Consider the following 22,076-nt stretch of genomic DNA (forward strand, 5'->3'; position numbering starts at 1 on the left):
AACTTTTTATCTAGACTTTTTAAGAAAGAAGCTCTATTTCTAATTAGAAATAGAGCTTCTTATTCTTAATATCATATTGTTTGAGGAATAACACCTTCAAAGAACACATTGTTTATGAAAACGTTTGTTAATTTTCGGTAATTTCATTTTCTTCTAATTCATATACCTTTTATTTGTAGAGAGCGCTTCAGGATTTCGATGAGCAATATCCACAAATCTAAAACGTTCTAGCACATGACGGCTTTCAGTAAATTGAAAGAACCGAGCATCATCTAAATAAACGTAACTTCTCACCACAACAACATGATTCGCCTTAGGATCAAGGTATGTTCTATCTTCATCAGTTGCTTGATCGACTGTAATCTCTTTTTGTGCAAAATTGATTTTGAGCTGTTGTTGCTTTTCAAGATAATCATATAACGATATCTCAAGCTCCTTATCACTCGCCTGTGGTACTAGATCTGGAATAATATAGTCAATATCTAGAATCGCTGGCGTTCCTTGCACAATTCTCTGACGCTTAATCTGCCACATCATCGAATTTGGCTTGACCATCTGTTGAGCCACTAAAAAGTCTGGTGCCTCTATATAATGGTTTTTAATCACAGTTGTTGATGATGGAATATGCTGTTGTTGCTGTAGTTCTTTAAAACTAGTTAATCCATTAATAGGAAAGTTAAAGCGCGTTGTCGGCAAAACAATGGAACCTTTTCCCCGTTGTTTAATAATCAACCCTTGATCGACGAGTCGTGCTAATGCTTTTCTGACAGTCTCTCTCGATACCGCGTATTTTTCAGCTAATTGATTCTCGCTGGGAAGGATATCATCTGGTTTTACTATTCCCTGAACAATAGTATGCCGCAAGCTATGAAAAATGCTCAACTCTTTATTTTCCACCCACCTCAGCCCTTTACTACTAGTGATTTTGGTGATACTAGTGGGTTAATTAATGATTAAAGAATGGAATGTTGATATCCAATGCTTTATCAGCTAAGAAACCACGTTTTTCAAAGATAACAGTTAAAACAAATGGTACAACGATTGATATTCCCATACAGATCCAGAACATTAGTTGAGAACCTGGTTGAATCACAAGAAAACCTGGCAATCCACCTACACCAATATTATTCGCAGTAACCCCAAATGTTGTTGAAATTAGTCCTGCAATACCGGAACCAATCATTGCCGCTACGAATGGGTACATATATTTCAAGTTAATCCCAAACATTGCGGGTTCAGTAACCCCTAGATAACATGATATTGTGGCTGGAATAGAGATTTGTTCTTCTTTTTTATCACCACGATGCAACCACCAGATGGCTAGAACAGCAGATCCTTGGGCAATGTTTGATAAAGCAATCATTGGCCATAATTGTGTGCCCCCAAAATCAGCAGCTAATTGTAAGTCAATAGCATTCGTCATATGATGGAGCCCTGTTATAACTAGTGGCGCATAGAATGTGCCAAATACTGCACCGAACAACCAAGAGAAACTTCCTGTTAATCCTGCATAAACTCCCTTGGAAATCCATTGGCCTATAACCCAACCGATAGGTCCTAATACAGTATTAGCAAGTATGATCGTCACCAATAGCGCAAAAAATGGGACAACAATCATCGAGATAGCTTGAGGTGTCACCTTACGTAACCACTTTTCGAGATAAACTAGGGTGAACCCGGCTAGCATTGCTGGGATAACTTGAGCCTGATAACCAATCTTCTCAATGGTAAAGAAACCAAAATTCCAAACAGGTACTTCGCCACTTGCAATGGCATCTGCCGCACCATAAGCATTTAATAATTGCGGGGAAACTAATGTGATACCTAAAATAATACCGAGAATTTGTGTTGTTTTCATCTTACGTGTAATTGACCAAGTAATACCTACTGGTAAGAAATGGAAGATTGCTTCACCTGGTAGCCAAAGAAAGTCATTCACACCAGCCCAGAATTGGGAAACTTGCACAATCGTTTGTCCATCTAACGCTTTGAATGGAACGCCTTCCAGAATATTCCGGAATCCTAAAATCAAACCACCAGCGATAATTGCAGGGATAATTGGTGCAAAGATTTCTGCTAGAACAGTCATCACACGTTGTAACCAGTTTTGGTTTTGCTTAGCGGCTGCCTTTACATCATCCTTAGAAACGCCTTCGTGTCCTGTGATAGCCACAAACTCATTGTAAAAATCTGAGACATCATTACCGACGATAACTTGAAATTGTCCTGCTTGAGTAAAGGTTCCTTTCACCGCATCCAGTTTTTCAATTTCTTCGACATTTGCTTTCTTTGGATCGTTTAACACAAAGCGCATCCGTGTTGCACAGTGTGTAACAGCATTTATATTGCTGTCCCCACCGATGAGATCCACCAGTGCTTTCGCATCCTTCTCATATTTTTTTGCCATGATAATCCTCCTTATAATAAAATCAGTTGGCTTTATAAATAACTTGTCTAGACAAGTTCCTTACGAGACTAGTATAGCTAATTTTTGTGAATCTGTAAAGCGGTTTCACTTGCAAGTAATTAGAAACACAAAAAGAGCCGAGACATAATATGTCTCAGCTCGATAAAATATCTCTCAATCACACAATCAACAACTTGATTGACTGATAAAAGGTCTTATCAATTGTTTATCGCTCAATCGACTGCCTCAACCACTAGATAGCGATGTGGTTCTTTTCCTTCTGAATGTGTCTCAACTTGGTTATTGCGACTCAACTCCGCATGGATAATTTTCCGTTCAAATGACGGTAATGGTTCTAAAAAGACTGGTTGTCTGGTTTCAATAGCTTTTTTAGCCGTTCTTTCAGCAATACGTTTTAAAATCTCATAACGCCGTTCCCTATAATCGCCAACATTGACGAGAACTGACAGTTTACCCTTCACATCACGGAAAAGCATGACCTGTGCTAAATTTTGTAGTGCGTCGATGATCTTACCATGATGCCCGATGATCAAGCCTGCTTTGTCAGACTCAATCTGGAAGATGACATGATGCGGCTTGATGACGACCGAAACACTATTTGGTGCACCATAAACCTCACAAACTTTACTTAAGTAATGTGCCACATCTTCTGCAACCTCAGATATTTGATTTTCTTGATCAAACTCACTGGTTTCATCCGTATCCTCTTTAGATTGATCATCAGATTGATCTAAAGAAGTAGCGTCAGATGCTGCAGTCTCTTCTTTTAATCCATCAACCGCGTCGTCATTAACACTAGTAATAGTATTAGTAGTGTCATCACTGTCATCACTGCTATCACTTTCATCATCTAACACATCATCCGTTAGGACTTGGACTTCTTGATATTGTATATCTTGTGGTTCGTCAATAGGGTCTAAGGTGAGACGTGTCAATTTCACTTTTGCGTTTCGTTGACCTAATCCAAATAACCCTTTTTTTCCTTCATCTAAGACTTCAATCGTGACATCTTTTGATTCAAGATTCATCGTCAACAACCCACGTTGAATGGCTTGATCGACTGTACTTCCCTCAACTACTACTTCATCTTTAGAATTCATCGTGTATCTCCTTTGTCGCTAGGTGATTATCTCATTACCATTATTTTAACATACAAAGGTCACTTCAAACTAGTTTGGATCATTTCTTTTTGTTATGCCACGCTTTCTTCAAATCGCGTTCTCTTTTCTTTTCAAGACGCTTCTTTTCCTCGCGTTCGCGTTGCAACTTATAAGGATTATTCAATAGCAATGTTTGACCAACACTGAAGACATTACGTGCAACCCAGTACAGGGAAACAGCACTTGCTAACGGTACGGCCATCACAACAATCATAACTGGCATAAAGAACGTCATCCCTTTCGTCATCCCATTTTGGACAGGTTGAGCTTTCATTGATAACCAACTGGTCAAAAAAGTAAATATCCCAGCCAAGACCGGTAAAACAAAATAAGGATCTGGATCCCCTAGATCCATCCACAAGAATGAACCGCTTCTCAAAACTGGTGACCGCGAAACGGCTTGGTACAAGGCAATCAAAATAGGCATTTGAATGACTAGTGGTAAACAACCAGCAAACTGATTTACACCCTTTTCCTTATAAAGAGCACGTGTTTCTTCTTGAATTTTTAACTGACTTTCACGATCAGACATAGGATACTTAGCCTTGATTTTTTCAACCTCAGGCTGTAATTCCGCTGTTTCACGTGTTGTCTTGAATTGAAATTTCATCAACGGTAATAATAAAATGCTGACGATCACGGTAAATATAATGATCCCCATACCATAGTTATTACCAAAAAGAGCTGATAACCATTCAATAATTTTAATGAAACTATAGATGATACCTTTTTCCCAGAATCCAGTACTACTTTCAGTGACATCACTCCGACCACAAGCGGAGAGCAATAGTACCAAAGGTATCAACAATGCTATTTTCTTCTTATTCTTAATCATCAGAATCCTCGCTTTTAATGAGTAGACCCGCAACAGTCAACACATGTGTCATATTTTTGACTAACATCTCCAATGGCAAATTCACCACTGGTTGGCGTGCAATAATCACTAGATCTACATCTGGTTTGATTTGTTTCTCCAACTGTAAAAAACCTTCTCTGATACGTCTTTTGATTTTATTTCTCACGACTGCATTTCCAAGTTTTTTACTCACTGAAATTCCTGCTCGAAAGTGTTGTTGATCTTTCTTTTCCAAGACGTAAACAACAAATTGACGGTTTGCATAAGACTTTCCCACCTTGAAAATTTGTTTAAAATCACGTTCAGATTTAACTCGATAACGTTTTTTCATAAAAGACTCACTTTCACACTTCTACTATCAAAAAAAAAGACCACTGAGACGGTCAGTGATCTAAGCGCTTAAGACTTTTCTACCTTTACGGCGTCTACTTGCTAATACTCTTCTACCATTTTTAGTGCTCATGCGTTTACGGAAACCATGAACTTTTTGGCGTTTACGTTTGCTTGGTTGATACGTACGTTTCATCTCGAAATGCACCTCCTATAATTTACTGGTGGTTATTACATCTTCACAAAATTTCAATGTAAGAACAGTCTTAAAAATTATAGATGTAATCACCATGAAAGTCAAGCTATCTTAGGAAGATGTCGTAAAATTTTGTGACTAACAACTGAAAATGTCCCGAATACCATTTCATGGTTTTTCAAGTATTACTTTTTTGGTCGCCACTCGTTCAATAAAGACTTCGTCATGCTCGATAATTACCATTGTGGGATTTTCTGCCTGAATGACTTGTTCGAGTTGCTCTTGATTGAAGACATCTAAATAATTCAATGGTTCATCCCATAAAAATAATTCAGCTGGTGTTACTAAAGATTTAGCCATTTCAATACGTTTACGTTGTCCCATACTCATATCTTCAATCCGATTTTCAAAAACAAAGCGATCAGTTCCCAGTTGTCTCAAATTCATCAGTAATTGTTGATAATCAAGCTGTTGTTCTTTCGCAAATGCTTGCAATGTTCCTTTATTATCTTCATAGTTTTGTCGCACTAGACTGATTGTTAGCCGATCAGGCCTAACAATCTCACCAGTTGCCGTTCCTTTAAAGTGTCCCAATAAGTATGCAAGCAAAGATGATTTACCAGATCCATTTGGACCAATGATTGCCAATCGGTCTCCTTTGTTCAATTGAAAATTGATTGGCTTGAATAAGGGACTCCCATCATAGCTTAACTGTAGATTCTTAACTTCTATCAGTCTTTTATGATGAGTAGGTTCAAATTTCAACCGGAGTAACTCCGTCTGTTCGATATCTTTCAGTAAGCCTTCTTTCTCCTCAATTTGTCCTTCAAGACGATGTTCAATCGTTTTCGACCGTTTCATCGTTCGAGCCGCTCGAGCGCCAATAAAGCCAGTGTCAAAAATTGCACCGCTTCCTTTTTGATTAGACTTACCGTACTTATCACCTTCACGTTCTTTTGACCAAGCTGCCTTTTCACGAGCGGTTTGTTTCAAACGTTCGATTTCTTTTTGTAATTTTTCATTTTGCTCTAGTTCATACGCATCACGTTGTTTCTTTTGGTCTTCGTAAACCGAAAAGTTTCCTTGATACAAGACAATTTGGCTTCTTTCAATAGATAGAATATGATCAACAACTTCATCAATAAATAAGCGATCATGACTGACAACGATAAAGCCTTGCTTTTTAGCTTTAAGATAATCAGCTACCTGTTGTCTACCCACAATATCGAGATGATTAGTCGGTTCATCGATCAACGGAAAATGAACATCGTCAACAAATAGCAAGGCTAGTAAGACCTTGGTCTGTTCGCCTCCTGACAAGGTATCGAATTGGCGCCACAAGACATCAGGATCGACCTTTAAAAGATTGAGTTCTTTCTCAATCTGCCACTGCTCAAAATCTGCCATAGTCTCTAGTACGGTAAACGTCAATTGTTTCTTGTCCGCGATTGGCTGTGGAAAATAACGAAAAGATTCTTGATACGTTATCCTTCCTTTATTGGGTAACTGACCAAGTAGTAGCTTTAAAAAAGTTGTCTTACCACGACCATTCCTCCCTACTAGTCCTAACTTCCAACTTGAATCAATGGTTACATCTGTTTCTTCAAATAAATTGATTCCTTGTAAATCATATCCAAACGTTAAATTTCTGATTTGAATATTCGACATCTAACCCACCCCTTTATAAAAAACTCACCCTATTTCTAGGATGAGTACATGTGGGTCGTATCAAGGTGTTTTTATCAGGACAGTAAAAAACAAAGACCATCCCGTAACCGAACACCAGATTTTTCTTAGAAGAACCACCACATAGAATTTATCACCAATCCTAGAAATCTGCACACTACCTCCATGTCGCCTTAATAGTAGTCCTTGATAACTACTACAGAGCTTGATAGATCATAATGATATGCAGCTTCAACAAATTGGTTAGTTTTTCAATGTAGTGCCCTCCAAACGTGTTCTGATTTAGTAATTTAAGAATAGCATAGCTCTAGGTAAACTTCAATCAGATCAATGAGGCCTCAAATCTAGACCTTCTCTTTTGACAGTTTATTAGTCTATTTTATTTGGTTAAGATATTTTAACAGGTCTACGCTATGATTAGTTGCTGTTTGACCTTCTTTTCTATTTTCTAACATGGTCACCATTAAATAGTTTTTGTTATCTGGATTGTAGGCTAATAAAAAGCTATTCTCTTGACCAGTTTCGTCTTGCTTTTCTTTGATTTCAGCAGTCCCTGTTTTGGCTGCTAGTGACAGGTTTAAACTCGCCAGTTCATGAGCAGTTCCATTTGGATTAGAAACTACTTCTTTCAAGTCATCCGAAATACGATTGGCTGCTTCTTTAGAAATAACACTTTCTTTTGTTTTCGTTTCGGCATCAGCTTCTAATTTTGGATAGACTAGTTTCCCTTCTTGTGCGAAGACTGTATACGTAGTCGCTTGTTGAATGGGACTGATCAACAGTTGTCCTTGGCCATATCCTGTGTCTGCCAGTAGAATTTCTGAGTCCAAAGTTCCATCATTTGAAATCTGAGCTGGAGTCATACTAAATGGTAACTCAAGTTTCTCTCCAAAAATAAATTTTTCTAATCCTTTAATAAACGTTTCTTGTCCCATTTTTAGGGTCTCTTGAGCCATATAGATATTGTCGGAGTAAATCATTGCTTTTTCTAAGTCAACTTCAGATACATCTGATACTCTTGTTACCATATAATTCCCCCAAGAACTATCTTTTTGCCATTTCAACCCATCGATAGTTAAAACGTCAGAAGGATTAATAGTGCCAGCATCTAAGCCGATTGCGGCCGTCATCGTTTTAAACGTTGATCCAGGCGTATAGCGATTTGTAAAGCGATTCGTAAATGGTAACAGTGGATCATTATTATACTTGTCATAATCTTCTTGAGAGATGCCATTGGTCATGAGATTAGGGTCAAAACTTGGTGAGCTCGTCAAAACCATTAGGCTACCATCTGTAGGATTCATGACCACGCTTGATCCTGCTGCCCCATCTAATTCATCATAGGCAATTTGTTGTGCTTTCGAATCTATGGTCAATTGAATCGTTTGGCCATCCTTTTTCTCAATTTGTTGGAGAACTTCTTTTTGATTACCGTCTTTATCAGTAATCGCAATCGTTCCACCATCTTGAGCCCTCAAGTTTTTCTCATAGCTAGCTTCAAGCCCGCTCTTTCCTATAACACTCTCACTGGTCAACTCATCATCACCCTCTAAATCTTCAGCAGTCACTTGTCCTACGTAACCAATCAGATGAGCCGCTGCTTCTCCTAGAGGATAATACCTTTGATTGACGGCTTGCGTTCTTGCTGCTTCTGGGAGTTCTTTCTTGGCTTCTTCATCACTTAGCACCTTAAGAGGGACAAAATAACTTGGTTGTACCCAGCTTTGTTCTATTGCTTTTTCAATTGTATCAGCGGATATATCATAGGTAGAAGCTATTTCTTCTATATGACCTGTTTTTTCATCCCCCTCTCCCAATTCTTCCGGAACAACACCTAGTTCTTGAAAATCTTTATTGATGGCTAAGCCATTACCATCTTTATCGGTTATTTCCCCTCGTATCCCTTTTTGAACCGAAACAGAAATTTTATCTCGACCAGTCATACCAGGAAGCAATAGTCCAGGTTTCCAATCAATCAATTTATCCGTAATGGTGCCGAAATAGGTGAGATCTTCTAGTTTACCTAAAGAAGTTGTCATTGCTAAAGAATAGGAAAATTCATATTGACCACTGTCATTTATTTTAACTTTCACATCTTTTACAGAGATATTATTGGCTTCTATACCAGAAAAAATCGTTTGATAACGCTCATTGATAGCATCCGCAGACGTGTTAGCATCTGCCATACTTTCTTTATTGAAATAGTGTCCTAGTTCCTCATATGACTGCTTGCTAAGACGTTGTGTAAAATCAGAAATGACGGTTTCGTTTTCCTTTAACGCTGACCTTGCTGCCATATACTTAAATCCAAAAATACCACAGACAATAACAACTACCGTCAGGATACCTGCTAGTATCCAAAGAGATCTACGAGATTTTTTCGTTGGATCAACTACTTTTTGACGACGATTTACCTTTTTATCTTTATCCTCTTGCTTTGTCACACAATCACGTTCCTTCTATATGATACGATTATACGCTTTTACGCTTTCTGTTCTTAACAATCTACACAATCTACTTTTTTACAATCTACTTTCAAAACTTTTAATGACTTTACTTAAGTCTAGCTGATGCCACTGAATCTTCACTTATTTTCTGTTTAACCCATGAATTTACACCATATGGCTTTTTATACCTCAAAGTTTAGCATTTGTTTGATGAACCAATCTAGTTAACACCCTATTTCTTATCATAATTTAAAGCAATTAGCTCAACCTTTTTAGATTTACTGTGGATAAGTAGAGTATAACTATCTTTCGTTTAAACACTTTCCACTGCTTTTTTTACTTTTTTTACCCAAATTAACAGGCTGATGATATTAATTTATCCACATGATGTGGAAAAGCGGATATTTTTTATGAAAGCTCGTGCCAATAGGATTAGTTCAGAACATTTATGCACAAGTTCCTGTTTATAACCTCTAACTAAGTCCAAAATCACCTTATTAATCCACAGGGTGTGAATAAGTTTTAAACCTGTTGTGAGTAACTTTTCTCTATTTATTAACAGATGTGGAAAAGTGGATAAACATTTGCTAGAATATGAGATGCATATGTTTATTTTGGGAGGGAAGCGATGTGAGTGAAAAAGATGAATTATGGGAGGCCGTGAAACGCAATCTCAAGAGTCAATTAGCCAATATCAGTTACAACACCTGGGTCGGTGAAGCCCGCCCCATTGATTTAACACAGAAAAAGATCTATATAGAAGTTCCAACACAAGTTCATAAAGATTATTGGAATTCTTCCTTATTATCGACGGTTGTTGAAACAGCCTATGACATCCTCCATCGAGAGATAGAACCTGTCGTTATGCTTCCTAATGAATCTATTCCAAAAGAATCAACTAAACGGTCAACACTTTTACCAAAATCACCAAATTCGCAATTGAATCCCAATTACACCTTTGATAACTTTGTCATTGGTAAGGGAAATCAATTTGCGCACGCTGCTGCATTAGTCTGTGCGGAAAATAGCGGTAATATATACAACCCTTTATTCTTTTATGGGGGTGTTGGACTTGGAAAAACGCATTTGATGCAAGCCATCGGTAACTTGATGTTATCTCTTCGACCAGACTCCAGAGTCAAATATGTGACGAGTGAAGCCTTCACAAATGATCTGGTAAAGGCAATTCGAACAAATAAAACGGATGAATTTCGTGATGAATACCGCAATCTTGACCTATTAATGGTCGATGATATCCAATTTTTTGCAGATAAAGAAAGTACGCAAGAAGAGTTCTTCCATACTTTCAATGAATTATTCAATAATCAAAAGCAAATCGTACTAACTAGTGACCGAATTCCTGAGGAAATTAGAAACCTAGAAGAACGGCTCGTTTCTCGTTTCAAATCTGGTCTAGCAGTTGACATTACCCCACCAGATTTTGAGACACGTATCGCTATTTTGGATCAAAAGGCTGAGGCCATTGGACTAGAAATATCTGATGATGTTCTTTATTACATCAGTGGTCAGATTGATTCAAACGTTCGAGAACTTGAAGGGTCCTTAACACGCGTCCAAGCTTACGCGACGACAATGGGTGAGGACATCACCGTAGACCTTGCTGCTGCGGCACTCAAGACATTATTGCCTCATCAACATAAAGTGACAATCTCAATTACTGATATCCAAAAGAAAGTTGCCAGTTACTATCACGTGACGACCCAGGATTTGAAAGATCGCAAACGAAATAAAGAAATCGTTATTCCACGACAGATTGCTATGTACCTCTGTCGAGAACTCATCAACGAGTCCTTTCCAAAAATTGGAAATGAGTTTGGTGGAAAAGATCATTCCACTGTGATCTATGCTTATGATAAAATTGCTGACGCCTTAAAAAAAGATAGCAAGCTAAGTCGTGATGTGGACAACTTAGTGGCAGAACTCAAAAAATAAAGCTGTGGATAACTGACTGACTTCTCCCCAGATTACTCCTCAAGTTATCCACAGACTGAAAACAGGAATGTCTAAGTTAAAATGAAGTTTTACACAGTTTCCACAGGCCCTACTACTATTACTATTTTTTATTTATATATATATATTTACAATTACGCAATACATTAGAACTGAAAAAGGAGCTCATCTAATCGTGAAATTTTCAATCAATCGTCTTGCTTTTATCTCAATCTTGAATACAGTCCAAAGAGCAATTGCACAACGTACAACTATCCCTATATTGACAGGTTTAAAAATCGATGTGACGAGAGAGGGATTATGGTTAACAGGGAGTGATGCTGATCTCTCCATTGAAGCGCATCTTGAAGTCAGTGATCCAAGCGTTCAATTATTAGTGGAAAAAACTGGTGCTATTGTTTTACCTGCACGTTTCTTTATTGACTTTATCAAGAAACTATCTGGAAAAATGGTCTCACTGAGTTTAGAGGATGATAACAAGGTTTCAATCGTTTCTGATCAAGCTAGAGTTGAATTATTCGGAATCGATGCTCAAAACTACCCACACCTCCCTCAAATTAATACAGAAGAAAGTATTGAACTTAGTGGCGCCTTATTCAAACAGTTAGTAAATCAAACAATCGTATCAGTATCGACGCAAGAGTCGAGACCTATCTTAACTGGAGTACATTTCACGATAACTAAACAAAGTGTTAAAGCTGTGGCTACAGATGCTCATCGCTTAAGTCAACGGATTGTTAAATTAGACGAATCAGTATCAGATACTGAATCTAATGATAGTGTTAACACGCTTAGCGAAGATGACGAAGATGGTTATGATGTTATCGTTCCTAGTAAGTCATTGGTAGAATTGATCAGGACAATCGAAGATGATGAAGATATTCGTTTGATGATTTCTGAAAATCAAATTTTATTCCAAACTACGCATTTCAATCTTTATTCCCGTTTACTCGAAGGAAATTATCCTGATACCGATCGTTTAATTCCAGAATCATCGAATTCAGTCATCACAATCAACTCTAATCAGTTATTACAAGCAACAGACAGAGCATCATTAATGGCGCATCATGAAGATGATAATGCTGTTAAATTAACAATCATGGATGGTAACGTGGAGTTATCTAGTTATGCTTCTGAAATGGGAAATGTCACAGAAAAACTAGAATGTGAAGCTGTTACTGGTGAAAACATCACGATTACCTTTAACCCTGATTACTTAAAAGCTGCTCTAAAAACTTTTGATGGTAGTGACATCGTTCTTAACTTTATCGCATCCACTCGTCCATTCTATATGACGCCTAAGAGTGAAGACCCAATAGATAAGGCACAATTTATCCATTTGATCACTCCTATTAGAACAAATTGATGCTGGTCCATTTTGAGTCAATACAGTCTAACTAAAAATGAGATAATCGCTAAGAGAGGCATTTAGATACTTTCTTAGCGATTTTTTTTGGTGTAAATCAAATCTATTGAAAAGTTGTAAAATTGCTTATACGCTTTTATACGCGCCATACGTTGTTATTAACCTCCAAAAACGGTATAATAATAAGGAAACTTATTGCTCAGAGGGGGGAGATGACGTATGACAGAAATCGTACCTATTGATTCCGAGTACATTACATTGACACAGTTGTTGAAGCAAGTTTCTGTAGTAGGTACAGGTGGTGCTGCAAAATGGTATCTGCAAACGAATGCTGTCCTTTTAAATGGAGAAATCGAACAAAGACGGGGAAAAAAATTATACCCCGGCGACCAAGTCGAAATTATCGATCATGGATTGTTCTTGATTCGAAAACATGAGTTATCGCATCAAACAAAGGATGATTCTGACAATCAGACTGGTCCACAGAGTGAAGATACATGTATTTAAAAGCATTGCATTTAATGCAATACCGTAACTATAAGTCTATTGATCTTGAAATGAGTTCTGGGATCAATGTCTTATTAGGCGAAAATGCACAAGGAAAGACCAATTTGATTGAAGCTATCTATACGCTTGCAATGACTAAAAGTCATCGTACAAACAACGACAAAGAGTTGATTAGTTGGGGTAATGATGCAGCTTATATCAGCGGAGAATTGGTTCGGAGACAAGGCAAGATCCCTCTTTCTCTTCAGTTTATTTCTAAAGGAAAAGTAGCAAAAATCAATCATTTGGAGCAATCGCGCTTAAGTCATTATATTGGGCAAATGAACGTGATTCTCTTCGCTCCGGAAGATTTGGCGTTGGTCAAGGGCTCTCCTCTAGCTAGGAGACAATTTATCGATAGAGAGCTCGGTCAGTTGAACCCACTTTATTTGCACCATAGTGTCTCGTATAAATCACTCCTAAAGCAACGAAATGCTTATTTGAAACAGCTTAATCGGAAAGTTGCAACAGACAAATTGTATTTGACTGTTCTAACAGAGCAACTTGTTAAGAGTGCATCGCATATTCTGTTTATGCGGTACCACTTTTTAAAAAAACTTGAAGGCTTTGCTGAACCGATTCATTATAAGATTTCGGATCAAAAAGAATCTCTTGCTTTGCGTTATGTTAGTGGGATTACGATCACCAATGAAGATACTATCTCTACTCTTTATGACAGGTTATTAGAGAAGTTAAAGCAGCATGAAAAACATGATATTGAGAGAGAAACAACGAATTATGGACCTCACAGAGATGATTTTTCATGTATTGTCAACGCGATAGATATTCAAAAATTTGGATCGCAAGGACAACAACGGACAACAGTTTTGAGTCTGAAGTTAGCGGAAATCGAGTTAGCTTACGACGCAACGGGAGAATATCCCGTCCTTTTACTTGATGACGTTTTGTCTGAATTAGATGATATGCGACAAACCTTGCTACTAAAAACGATTGAAAATCGCGTTCAAACTTTTTTGACGACGACCTCAATCACAGGAATCAAAAAACAACTAATTGTCAAACCGACAATTTTTACTGTCTCAAATGGAAGAATTATAAATGGAGTGTGTGATATCGAATGAGTGAAGTGGATAAGAACAAAGAAGAATTAGCTCATGAATATAATGCGAGTCAGATTCAGGTCCTTGAGGGTCTTGAAGCTGTTCGTAAAAGACCAGGAATGTATATCGGATCAACTAGTAGTACCGGATTACACCATTTAGTGTGGGAAATTGTCGATAACTCGATTGATGAAGCTCTAGCAGGATTCGCAACTAAAATCATGATCACAATCAATAAAGATAATAGCATCACTGTGTTAGATGACGGTCGTGGTATTCCAGTAGACATCCAACAACATACAGGACGACCTGCAGTTGAAACAGTCTTTACAATCTTACATGCCGGAGGAAAGTTTGGCGGTGGCGGTTATAAAGTTTCAGGAGGTCTGCATGGTGTAGGAGCCTCAGTTGTTAATGCTCTATCAAGCAAATTGACTGTTCAAGTCTTTAAAGATGGTATTATTTACCAACAAGAATACGAACGTGGTGTCGTCAAATATGATCTAAAAAAAGTTGGCGAAACAACAGAACATGGGACCAAAGTTCATTTTATTCCGGACAAGGAAATATTCAAAGAAACAACTGAATTTGACTACAACACCTTAATGACAAGAGTGAGAGAATTGGCATTCTTGAATAAGGGATTAAATCTGACCCTAACTGATTTAAGAGGTGAAGAACCTGTCTCAGAAAAGTTCCACTATGAAGGTGGTATCAAGAGTTACGTCTCTTATTTAGACCGAAACGTTGATGTTTTGTTTGATGAGCCTATCTACTTAGAAGGAGAACAAGACAGTATCTTAGTTGAAGTCTCTTTACAATATACCAATACTTATAAAACAACCTTGATGAGTTTTACGAACAATATCCATACCTATGAAGGCGGAACGCATGAAGCAGGTGTAAAAACAGCTTTGACGCGTGTTATCAACGATTATGCACGTAAAAACAACCTGATGCGAGATAACGAAGCCAATTTATCTGGTGAAGATGTTCGTGAAGGAATGACAATGGTTCTTTCAATCAAACATCCGGATCCACAATTTGAAGGGCAAACGAAAACCAAATTAGGAAATTCTGAAGCAAGAACCATCACAGACCGCTTATTCAGTGTCCATTTTGATCGTTTCATGATGGAGAATCCGACGATTGCTCGACAAATCGTCGACAAAGGTCTATTAGCATCCAAAGCGCGTCTTGCAGCCAAGAGAGCTCGGGAGGTCACACGTAAGAAAAGTGGTCTTGAAATCAGTAATTTACCAGGAAAACTAGCCGATTGCTCTAGTAATGATCCTTCTATCAATGAAATCTTCATTGTAGAGGGTGATTCAGCCGGTGGTTCTGCTAAAACTGGACGGAGTAGACATTTTCAAGCTATCTTGCCTATTAGAGGTAAAATATTAAATGTTGAAAAAGCATCCATTGAAAAAATACTAGCGAATCAAGAAATCAGATCTTTATTTACTGCTATGGGAACAGGTTTTGGTGGCGATTTTGATGTCAGCAAAGCTAGATATCATAAAGTCATTATCATGACTGATGCTGATGTTGATGGTGCTCATATCAAAACCTTATTGATTACTCTTTTCTATCGTTATTTCAGACCTATTGTTGAAAAGGGCTATCTTTACATTGCACAGCCACCTCTTTATAAGGTTAAGCAAGGTAAAAACGAAGAATATTTGAATAGTGATGAAGAGTTGACAGAACTGCTCAAAACGTTACCAAAAACGCCTAAACCATTGATTAATCGTTACAAAGGTCTTGGAGAGATGAACGCAGAGCAATTATGGGAAACAACTATGGATCCTGAAAATCGTTATCTCTCTCAAGTTGATATTGGAGATGCTGAAGAAGCTAATCAAGTCCTTGATATGCTGATGGGTGATCGCGTTGAACCAAGAAGAGAGTTCATTGAAGATAATGCCGTTTACGTCGACAATTTAGATATCTGATTACCAGACGACTGGCTTCAATCAAACAACTCGTTCGTTACTACATAGCGAGTGAAAAGAAAAAAAGGAGAGTTTAAATGGTCGATAAAGTTGACTTAACTGATAATTCACCAAAACCTGTTGTTGAATTATCAACTGAGATGCGAAAGTCATTTTTACAATATTCGATGAGTGTTATCGTGTCACGGGCACTACCTGATGTGAGAGACGGCCTGAAACCTGTTCATAGGCGTATTCTCTATGGGATGAATGAGTTAGGTGTCACACCTGACAAAGCTCATAAAAAGTCTGCGCGTATCGTCGGAGATGTTATGGGTAAGTATCATCCCCATGGTGATAGTGCTATCTATGAATCCATGGTGCGGATGGCACAAGATTTCAGTTACCGTTATCCATTAGTTGATGGCCATGGTAATTTTGGCTCAATTGATGGAGATGGCGCTGCAGCAATGCGGTATACAGAATCGCGCTTATCTAAAATTTCGTTAGAAATGTTAAGAGATATCAATAAAGATACCATTGATTTTATTGATAACTATGATGGTAGTGAACGCGAACCAGTCGTATTACCTGCTCGTTTCCCTAATTTATTAGTTAACGGGGCCACAGGTATTGCTGTTGGGATGGCAACCAATATACCACCACATAATTTAAAAGAAGTTATTGCTGCATTAGATATGTTGATGGAAAAACCAGATGTGACGACACAAGACTTGATGACTGTTTTACCGGGACCCGATTTTCCAACTGGTGGGTTAGTGTTAGGTAAATCTGGTATAAGAAGAGCCTACGAAACTGGTAAAGGGAGTATCATCTGCCGTGCTAAACTTGATATTCAAGTTGGTAAAAATGATAAAGAACGTATTATTATCACTGAGTTACCTTACATGGTCAACAAAGCTAAACTAGTCCAAAGAATAGCTGAATTACATCGGGATAAACGAATTGAAGGTATCACTTATCTAAACGATGAATCCGACCGTAATGGTATGCGGATCGTTATCGATGTCAGACGTGATGTTAGTGCACATGTTTTGATCAATAATCTGTATAAGCTAACACCGTTACAAACATCATTTGGGTTCAATATGTTAGCCATCGTCAAAGGTGTACCGCGGACATTATCTCTAAAAGAAATTCTAGAATACTATCTTGAACACCAAGAAGAAGTCGTTAGAAGACGGGCTGCTTTTGATAAGAAAAAAGCTGAAGCAAGGGCTCATATTCTAGAAGGATTGCAAACAGCTCTTGATCACATTGATGCGATCATCACAATCTTGAGAAGTTCGAAAACAGGTGAAGAAGCGAAACAAATTTTCATGAAAGATTATGGGTTAAGTGATGTTCAAGCACAAGCCATTCTTGACATGAGAATGATTCGGTTGACCGGGTTAGAACGGGAAAAAATCGATGCTGAGCACACCAATTTGATGGCTCAAATCAAAGAGTTAACGGCTATTTTAGAGAGTGAACAAAGACGGTTTGAAATCATCAAAGATGAATTGCAACAAATTAGCGATAAATACGGTGATGATCGCCGAACAGAACTCTTAGTTGGTGAAGTATTGAGTCTAGAGGATGAAGACTTGATTGAAGAAGATAATGTGATGATCACTTTGACACATAATGGATATATCAAACGCTTATCTAATGATGAATTTAGAACACAAAAACGTGGTGGTCGTGGTGTTCAAGGAATTAGTATCCATGACAACGACTTTGTAGAGACGATGTTCTCTTGTTCTACTCATGATACGATTCTTTTCTTTACCAACACGGGTAAAGTCTATAAAATCAAAGGTTATGAAATTCCAGAATATGGTCGGACAGCTAAGGGATTACCACTAGTAAACTTACTACCAATCGAACATAATGAAAAAGTCCAAACGATGATTAATGTCGGAGAATTACAGGCTGATAATAGCAATCTCTTCTTTGCGACACGTCAAGGTGTTATCAAACGGACGCCAATGAGCGATTTCCAAAATATTCGCGCTAACGGTATTCGGGCAATCAACTTACGTGATGATGATGAATTGATGAAAGTTCGTCTGACAACAGGATCTGATACAATGATTATTGCGTCTCGTAAGGGATTATCAGTTGTTTTCAAGGAATCTGATGTTCGTTTAATGGGACGTTCAGCTGCTGGTGTAAGAGGAATCAACCTCGCCGCAGACGATGTTGTAATTGGAATGGATTCGTTTAATGAACCTTGTGATATCTTGACTGTTACAGATAAGGGCTATGGTAAACGAACAAGTAGTGACCAATACTCAATCCATCGTCGCGGTGGTAAGGGGATGAAAGCTATCCAATTGACTGAACGGAATGGAGAACTCGTTGCCATTCGTTGTGTTGATGGTCATGAAGATATTGCAATGGTAACGAACCAAGGAACAGTTATTAGGTGTCATGTGACAGATGTATCATTGACCGGTAGAGCGACACAAGGTGTCAAGATTATTCGGTTAGATCCAGAAGCAGTGCTTTCAGCCGTTGCTGTTATCGAACCAGATCCTGAAGAAAACGAGACAAATGATAATGATGACGAAATTGAATCAAGTGGTGAGCTCAGTGAATCAAATGAAAAAGTTACTGATTCGAGTTTAGATAAATTGATTGATCGAGCTATGGACGATTCCAATTTAACAAGTCATAAAAAAGATAAAGATCATTTTGATCATGAAGACTAATCAAAGATCTAGATACTAATCAATGATTAATAGATACTAATCAGTGATTAATAGATACTAATCAATAAAAAATTTATAAATAAAGGAAGAGATCGTTCACTGATGCAGTGAACGATCTCTTCCTTTTTGAGTCTTAATCAATTTAAAAATTTTAAAATTGTTCCTCAGTTTCAATTTTTAGTGTGATACCATTCGGATCTTTTACAATCAAACGACCATCATGATCAGTTGTAAAAGAAGTTTGTTCTGTTTCTAATCGGTTGGTAAGTTCTGCAATATCACTAGTCGATGGAACAACAATTGTAAAGTAATTTAGCCCTAAATCGTTATCTTTAGGAGGTTCGATTACTCCGCCCCACGTATTTGTGCCAATGTGATGATGATAAGTACCAGCTGCAAAAAACTTTGCTTGTGAGCCATAGGTATCTTTAAGTGTAAGACCTAATATAGTTGCATAAAAATCCTGCGTTTTATTCAGTTCAGCGACAGACAGATGTACGTGCCCAATAGTTGTTTGTTTTGGAAATTTGTCTGTACTATCATCTCTTGAGGATAAAACACCATCAGCATCCATAGCTTCAGTAATACCCTTGATTGTACCGTCTTCTTTTATATCCCACTCATAAATTGGGCGGTCACGGTAAATTTCAATACCGTTTCCTTCTGGATCAGCAAGATAGATTGCTTCACTATAGCCGTGATTTGAAGCACCTTGTAAAGGTGCTTCTTTTCTGATTAGACTTGCTAAAGTGTTACCGAGATCTTTCCTAGTTGGTAAAAGATAAGCAACATGAAATAAGCCAGTGGTTGCTTTTCTTTCTGAAGGAATATCCAATTTATTCAAAACAAGTAAGATTGGAGAATTATTTCCAGTATTAAAATATGCCTTACCATCCTCTTCTCTTACAAGAGATAAACCAATGATTGTTTGATAAAATTCAACCATCTCTGCTAAATTATTTATATTTAAAGAAATTCTTCCAGGATGTGTTTGTGAATCAATTTGATATAATTGTGTCATATTAGTTTCCTCTACTATTCTAAATTATTTATTGCCCATAAAAATAAAATTCAACTATTCTCTCAGGATACATATTTCAACAAATAAGTAAGCTGACAATGATAGTCTACAATACTTACTTATTGTAAGTCAAATAGTTATTCTCGGAAAACTACCCAGTTAAGTAAGAGATTTTTGAATAATAACACTCACTCAATTATATCGCTTTACCAACTAGTCGATTTATTTTAACAAATTATTGCTATGAGTTTGGATCCTTGCTATAATTAGTCAATGTGAGTACTCTACTAAGAGAACTCTCCTTGCTTTCTATTTGAATAGAAAGCCATAAGTCCAAGAGGAGGTGACAGTCGACATGAGTCAACAATCGAAGTACGAAATTTTATATATCGTTCGTCCTAACCTTGACGAAGCTGCTAAGAAAGATTTAGTAGAACGTTTTGATGCGTTATTAACGAATAATGGTGCTGAAATTATTGAATCTAAAGACTGGGCAAAACGTCGTTTAGCTTACGAAATCAATGATTTTCGTGAAGGAATCTATCATTTAATTACATTAACTGATGAAGATTCAGAAGCTATTGATGAATTTGCGCGTCTAGCAAAGATCAATAATGATATTTTACGTCATATGATCGTAAAATTACCTAATTAATAACTTTTAGTCATCAAAAGGAAAGGTGAATTAAATGATTAATAATGTTGTATTAGTTGGTCGCTTAACTAAACCTGTAGATTTGCGCTATACGGCTAATGGCACAGCAGTTGGATCATTCACGCTAGCAGTCAATCGTAGTTTTACGAATCGTGACGGTGAACGCGAAACAGATTTTATCAATTGTGTCCTTTGGCGTAAAGCAGCTGAGAACTTTGCTAATTTTACTCGTAAGGGTTCATTAGTTGGGATCGAAGGAAGTATACAGACTAGAAATTATGAAAACCAACAAGGTCAACGTGTCTATGTAACAGAAGTATTAGCTTCAAACTTCTCACTATTAGAATCACGTTCAGTTACTGAACAAAGACCAGCTGGCGATGGTGCATCTAATGATGGACCTCAAAATTCATATCAAAACAATAACAACACCAATTATCAATCTCAAAACAATTCAGCGAAACAATCATTCTCAAACGATCCTTTCTCATCTAATGACAATGATGTTATAGATATTTCTGATGATGACTTACCATTCTAAATACTAACTGAAAGAATATCTGTAAGGAGGGATTTTTGTGCCAGGACCACGTAGAGGTGGACGCAGACGTCGTAAAGTATGTTACTTCACTGCTAACCACATTGATTATATCGATTATAAAGATGTTGAATTATTGAAACGCTTCATTTCTGAAAAAGGTAAAATTTTACCACGTCGCGTTACAGGAACAAGTGCTAAATATCAACGTCCATTAACAATAGCAATCAAAAGAGCACGCGTAATGGGATTACTTCCATTTACAAGTGCTGACTAAACGTCTGTTTAGTCTATTATATGACAATTTAATCTATAGATTGTCACTAGAAAATAGCAAATAAATGAATTACGTTTTATATACAATATAGAATATATAACGAACAAGTTTTCTACATTTTGTGGATAACTTGTTTTTTTGTGGATAAGTTTATATAAAAGTGATACTTGAAATAAAGTCAGTATGTAATTAGTAATAGAACAGCAAGATCTTGTGCTCCATAGAAGAATAATGATGTGTAAATATCGTTGACAACTGAGACTTTATGATTCTGTTAACAAGATATCCACAGTCAGTTAAAAGTTAAGTATAGAATCATGTAGCTGGTTAGGATAAGTAGAAAATAAATTATTGTAAACATGTTGATAACTATTAGAAATATTGGTTCATGTGAAACATATCCACAGTATCTAGTAAAGTTACTAACAGTTAAGACTATAGGATTACTATATGTCTGTAAGTATAATTTTGCTGGTTAACACAATCATAATGATTTTAAAAGTAGTAACAAATTCAATCGATTATAAACAACAGATCCTTTCCTCGATTGTATCTTTCCTTGTGAGTTTAACTTCTCTACCCTTTCCAACTTTCATTTCGATTCTTCCACATCTTCAAATATAGCTGCCACCTATTATACTTCTAATAAATAACTATTTGAGTTGGAGCTTAAATCCAATTTTACAAAATATTGAAAATCCGATTAAAACGTATAGTAGATAACTGTTAGTGTAACTGTTTAGAAACAACTTTTAAAAAGAAGTGCTAGTTCCCTACTTTTTTGACAGTATAAATCGATTTTATAGCTACTTATCATATTTAAATGCAAACCTGATGAATAAGAAGATAATGAAATAACTTATGCAGTACTTATGTAGTGATGACAA

The 22,076-nt window shown here is 37.1% G+C and carries 18 protein-coding genes; 9 read left to right on the plus strand and 9 right to left on the minus strand.

Translation table 11 applies throughout. The features are described 5' to 3' along the window. Positions 1–153: 153 nt before the first annotated feature. The 8 genes from treR to pbp4 form a co-directional block, all read right to left on the minus strand. A complete protein-coding gene (gene treR, locus H541_RS0104210; RefSeq protein WP_022796094.1) occupies positions 154–897 on the minus strand; it encodes a trehalose operon repressor in 744 nt (247 codons plus the stop codon). A gap of 49 nt (positions 898–946) precedes the next feature. Further along, the gene (gene treP / locus H541_RS0104215) at positions 947–2,407 is read right to left on the minus strand and encodes a PTS system trehalose-specific EIIBC component (RefSeq protein ID WP_022796095.1); all 1,461 of its coding nucleotides are present in this window, start codon (positions 2,405–2,407) and stop codon (positions 947–949) included. A 233-nt stretch (positions 2,408–2,640) separates the two neighbouring features. Then, positions 2,641–3,528 carry an RNA-binding cell elongation regulator Jag/EloR gene (jag, locus tag H541_RS0104220; RefSeq protein ID WP_022796096.1) on the minus strand — a complete coding sequence of 296 codons (888 nt, stop codon included), beginning with the start codon at positions 3,526–3,528 and terminating at the stop codon, positions 2,641–2,643. Between the two features lie 79 nt (positions 3,529–3,607). Further along, positions 3,608–4,423 (minus strand): YidC/Oxa1 family membrane protein insertase, encoded by an 816-nt coding sequence (locus tag H541_RS0104225; protein ID WP_022796097.1) that lies wholly within the window; start codon positions 4,421–4,423, stop codon positions 3,608–3,610. After that, positions 4,416–4,775, minus strand: a complete 360-nt coding sequence (gene rnpA, locus H541_RS0104230; RefSeq protein WP_022796098.1) for a ribonuclease P protein component — start codon at positions 4,773–4,775, stop codon at positions 4,416–4,418. The genes H541_RS0104225 and rnpA overlap by 8 nt, the downstream gene beginning before the upstream one ends. Before the next feature lie 60 nt (positions 4,776–4,835). Then, positions 4,836–4,970, minus strand: coding sequence for a 50S ribosomal protein L34 (gene rpmH, locus H541_RS0104235; RefSeq protein WP_022796099.1), 135 nt, complete (start codon positions 4,968–4,970; stop codon positions 4,836–4,838). 168 nt (positions 4,971–5,138) lie between these two features. Next, the gene (gene abc-f / locus H541_RS0104240) at positions 5,139–6,638 is read right to left on the minus strand and encodes a ribosomal protection-like ABC-F family protein (RefSeq protein WP_022796100.1); all 1,500 of its coding nucleotides are present in this window, start codon (positions 6,636–6,638) and stop codon (positions 5,139–5,141) included. A gap of 392 nt (positions 6,639–7,030) precedes the next feature. Beyond that, on the minus strand, positions 7,031–9,013 hold the full coding sequence (gene pbp4, locus H541_RS0104245) for a penicillin-binding protein PBP4(5) (RefSeq protein ID WP_052168259.1): 1,983 nt from the start codon (positions 9,011–9,013) through the stop codon (positions 7,031–7,033). 720 nt (positions 9,014–9,733) lie between these two features. On the opposite strand from pbp4, the gene dnaA reads away from it, so the two are divergent. From dnaA to gyrA, 6 genes are all read left to right on the plus strand, one after another. Further along, positions 9,734–11,056, plus strand: a complete 1,323-nt coding sequence (dnaA, locus tag H541_RS0104250; protein WP_022796102.1) for a chromosomal replication initiator protein DnaA — start codon at positions 9,734–9,736, stop codon at positions 11,054–11,056. 193 nt (positions 11,057–11,249) lie between these two features. Beyond that, a complete protein-coding gene (gene dnaN, locus H541_RS0104255; RefSeq protein WP_022796103.1) occupies positions 11,250–12,440 on the plus strand; it encodes a DNA polymerase III subunit beta in 1,191 nt (396 codons plus the stop codon). 219 nt (positions 12,441–12,659) lie between these two features. Beyond that, on the plus strand, positions 12,660–12,947 hold the full coding sequence (yaaA, locus tag H541_RS11530; protein ID WP_022796104.1) for a S4 domain-containing protein YaaA: 288 nt from the start codon (positions 12,660–12,662) through the stop codon (positions 12,945–12,947). Continuing rightward, positions 12,938–14,068, plus strand: a complete 1,131-nt coding sequence (gene recF / locus H541_RS0104265) for a DNA replication/repair protein RecF (RefSeq protein ID WP_022796105.1) — start codon at positions 12,938–12,940, stop codon at positions 14,066–14,068. Before yaaA ends, recF begins: the two co-directional genes overlap by 10 nt. After that, positions 14,065–16,002, plus strand: a complete 1,938-nt coding sequence (gyrB, locus tag H541_RS0104270) for a DNA topoisomerase (ATP-hydrolyzing) subunit B (protein WP_022796106.1) — start codon at positions 14,065–14,067, stop codon at positions 16,000–16,002. Before recF ends, gyrB begins: the two co-directional genes overlap by 4 nt. 77 nt (positions 16,003–16,079) lie before the next feature. Then, positions 16,080–18,698 (plus strand): DNA gyrase subunit A, encoded by a 2,619-nt coding sequence (gyrA, locus tag H541_RS11535; protein WP_022796107.1) that lies wholly within the window; start codon positions 16,080–16,082, stop codon positions 18,696–18,698. 151 nt (positions 18,699–18,849) lie between these two features. On the opposite strand, the gene H541_RS0104280 is transcribed toward gyrA, so the two are convergent. Further along, positions 18,850–19,719, minus strand: coding sequence for a VOC family protein (locus H541_RS0104280; protein ID WP_022796108.1), 870 nt, complete (start codon positions 19,717–19,719; stop codon positions 18,850–18,852). 355 nt (positions 19,720–20,074) lie between these two features. Between H541_RS0104280 and rpsF the strand changes: the two genes are divergently transcribed. The 3 genes from rpsF to rpsR are packed head-to-tail and all read left to right on the plus strand — an operon-like array spanning position 20,075 to position 21,189. Beyond that, positions 20,075–20,374, plus strand: a complete 300-nt coding sequence (gene rpsF / locus H541_RS0104285; protein ID WP_022796109.1) for a 30S ribosomal protein S6 — start codon at positions 20,075–20,077, stop codon at positions 20,372–20,374. A 34-nt stretch (positions 20,375–20,408) separates the two neighbouring features. Next, positions 20,409–20,915, plus strand: coding sequence for a single-stranded DNA-binding protein (gene ssb, locus H541_RS0104290; RefSeq protein WP_022796110.1), 507 nt, complete (start codon positions 20,409–20,411; stop codon positions 20,913–20,915). 37 nt (positions 20,916–20,952) lie between these two features. Continuing rightward, positions 20,953–21,189, plus strand: a complete 237-nt coding sequence (rpsR, locus tag H541_RS0104295) for a 30S ribosomal protein S18 (protein WP_022796111.1) — start codon at positions 20,953–20,955, stop codon at positions 21,187–21,189. The last annotated feature ends 887 nt before the right edge of the window (positions 21,190–22,076 follow it).

Source organism: Bavariicoccus seileri WCC 4188, from assembly GCF_000421665.1.
GTDB lineage: Bacteria > Bacillota > Bacilli > Lactobacillales > Aerococcaceae > Bavariicoccus > Bavariicoccus seileri.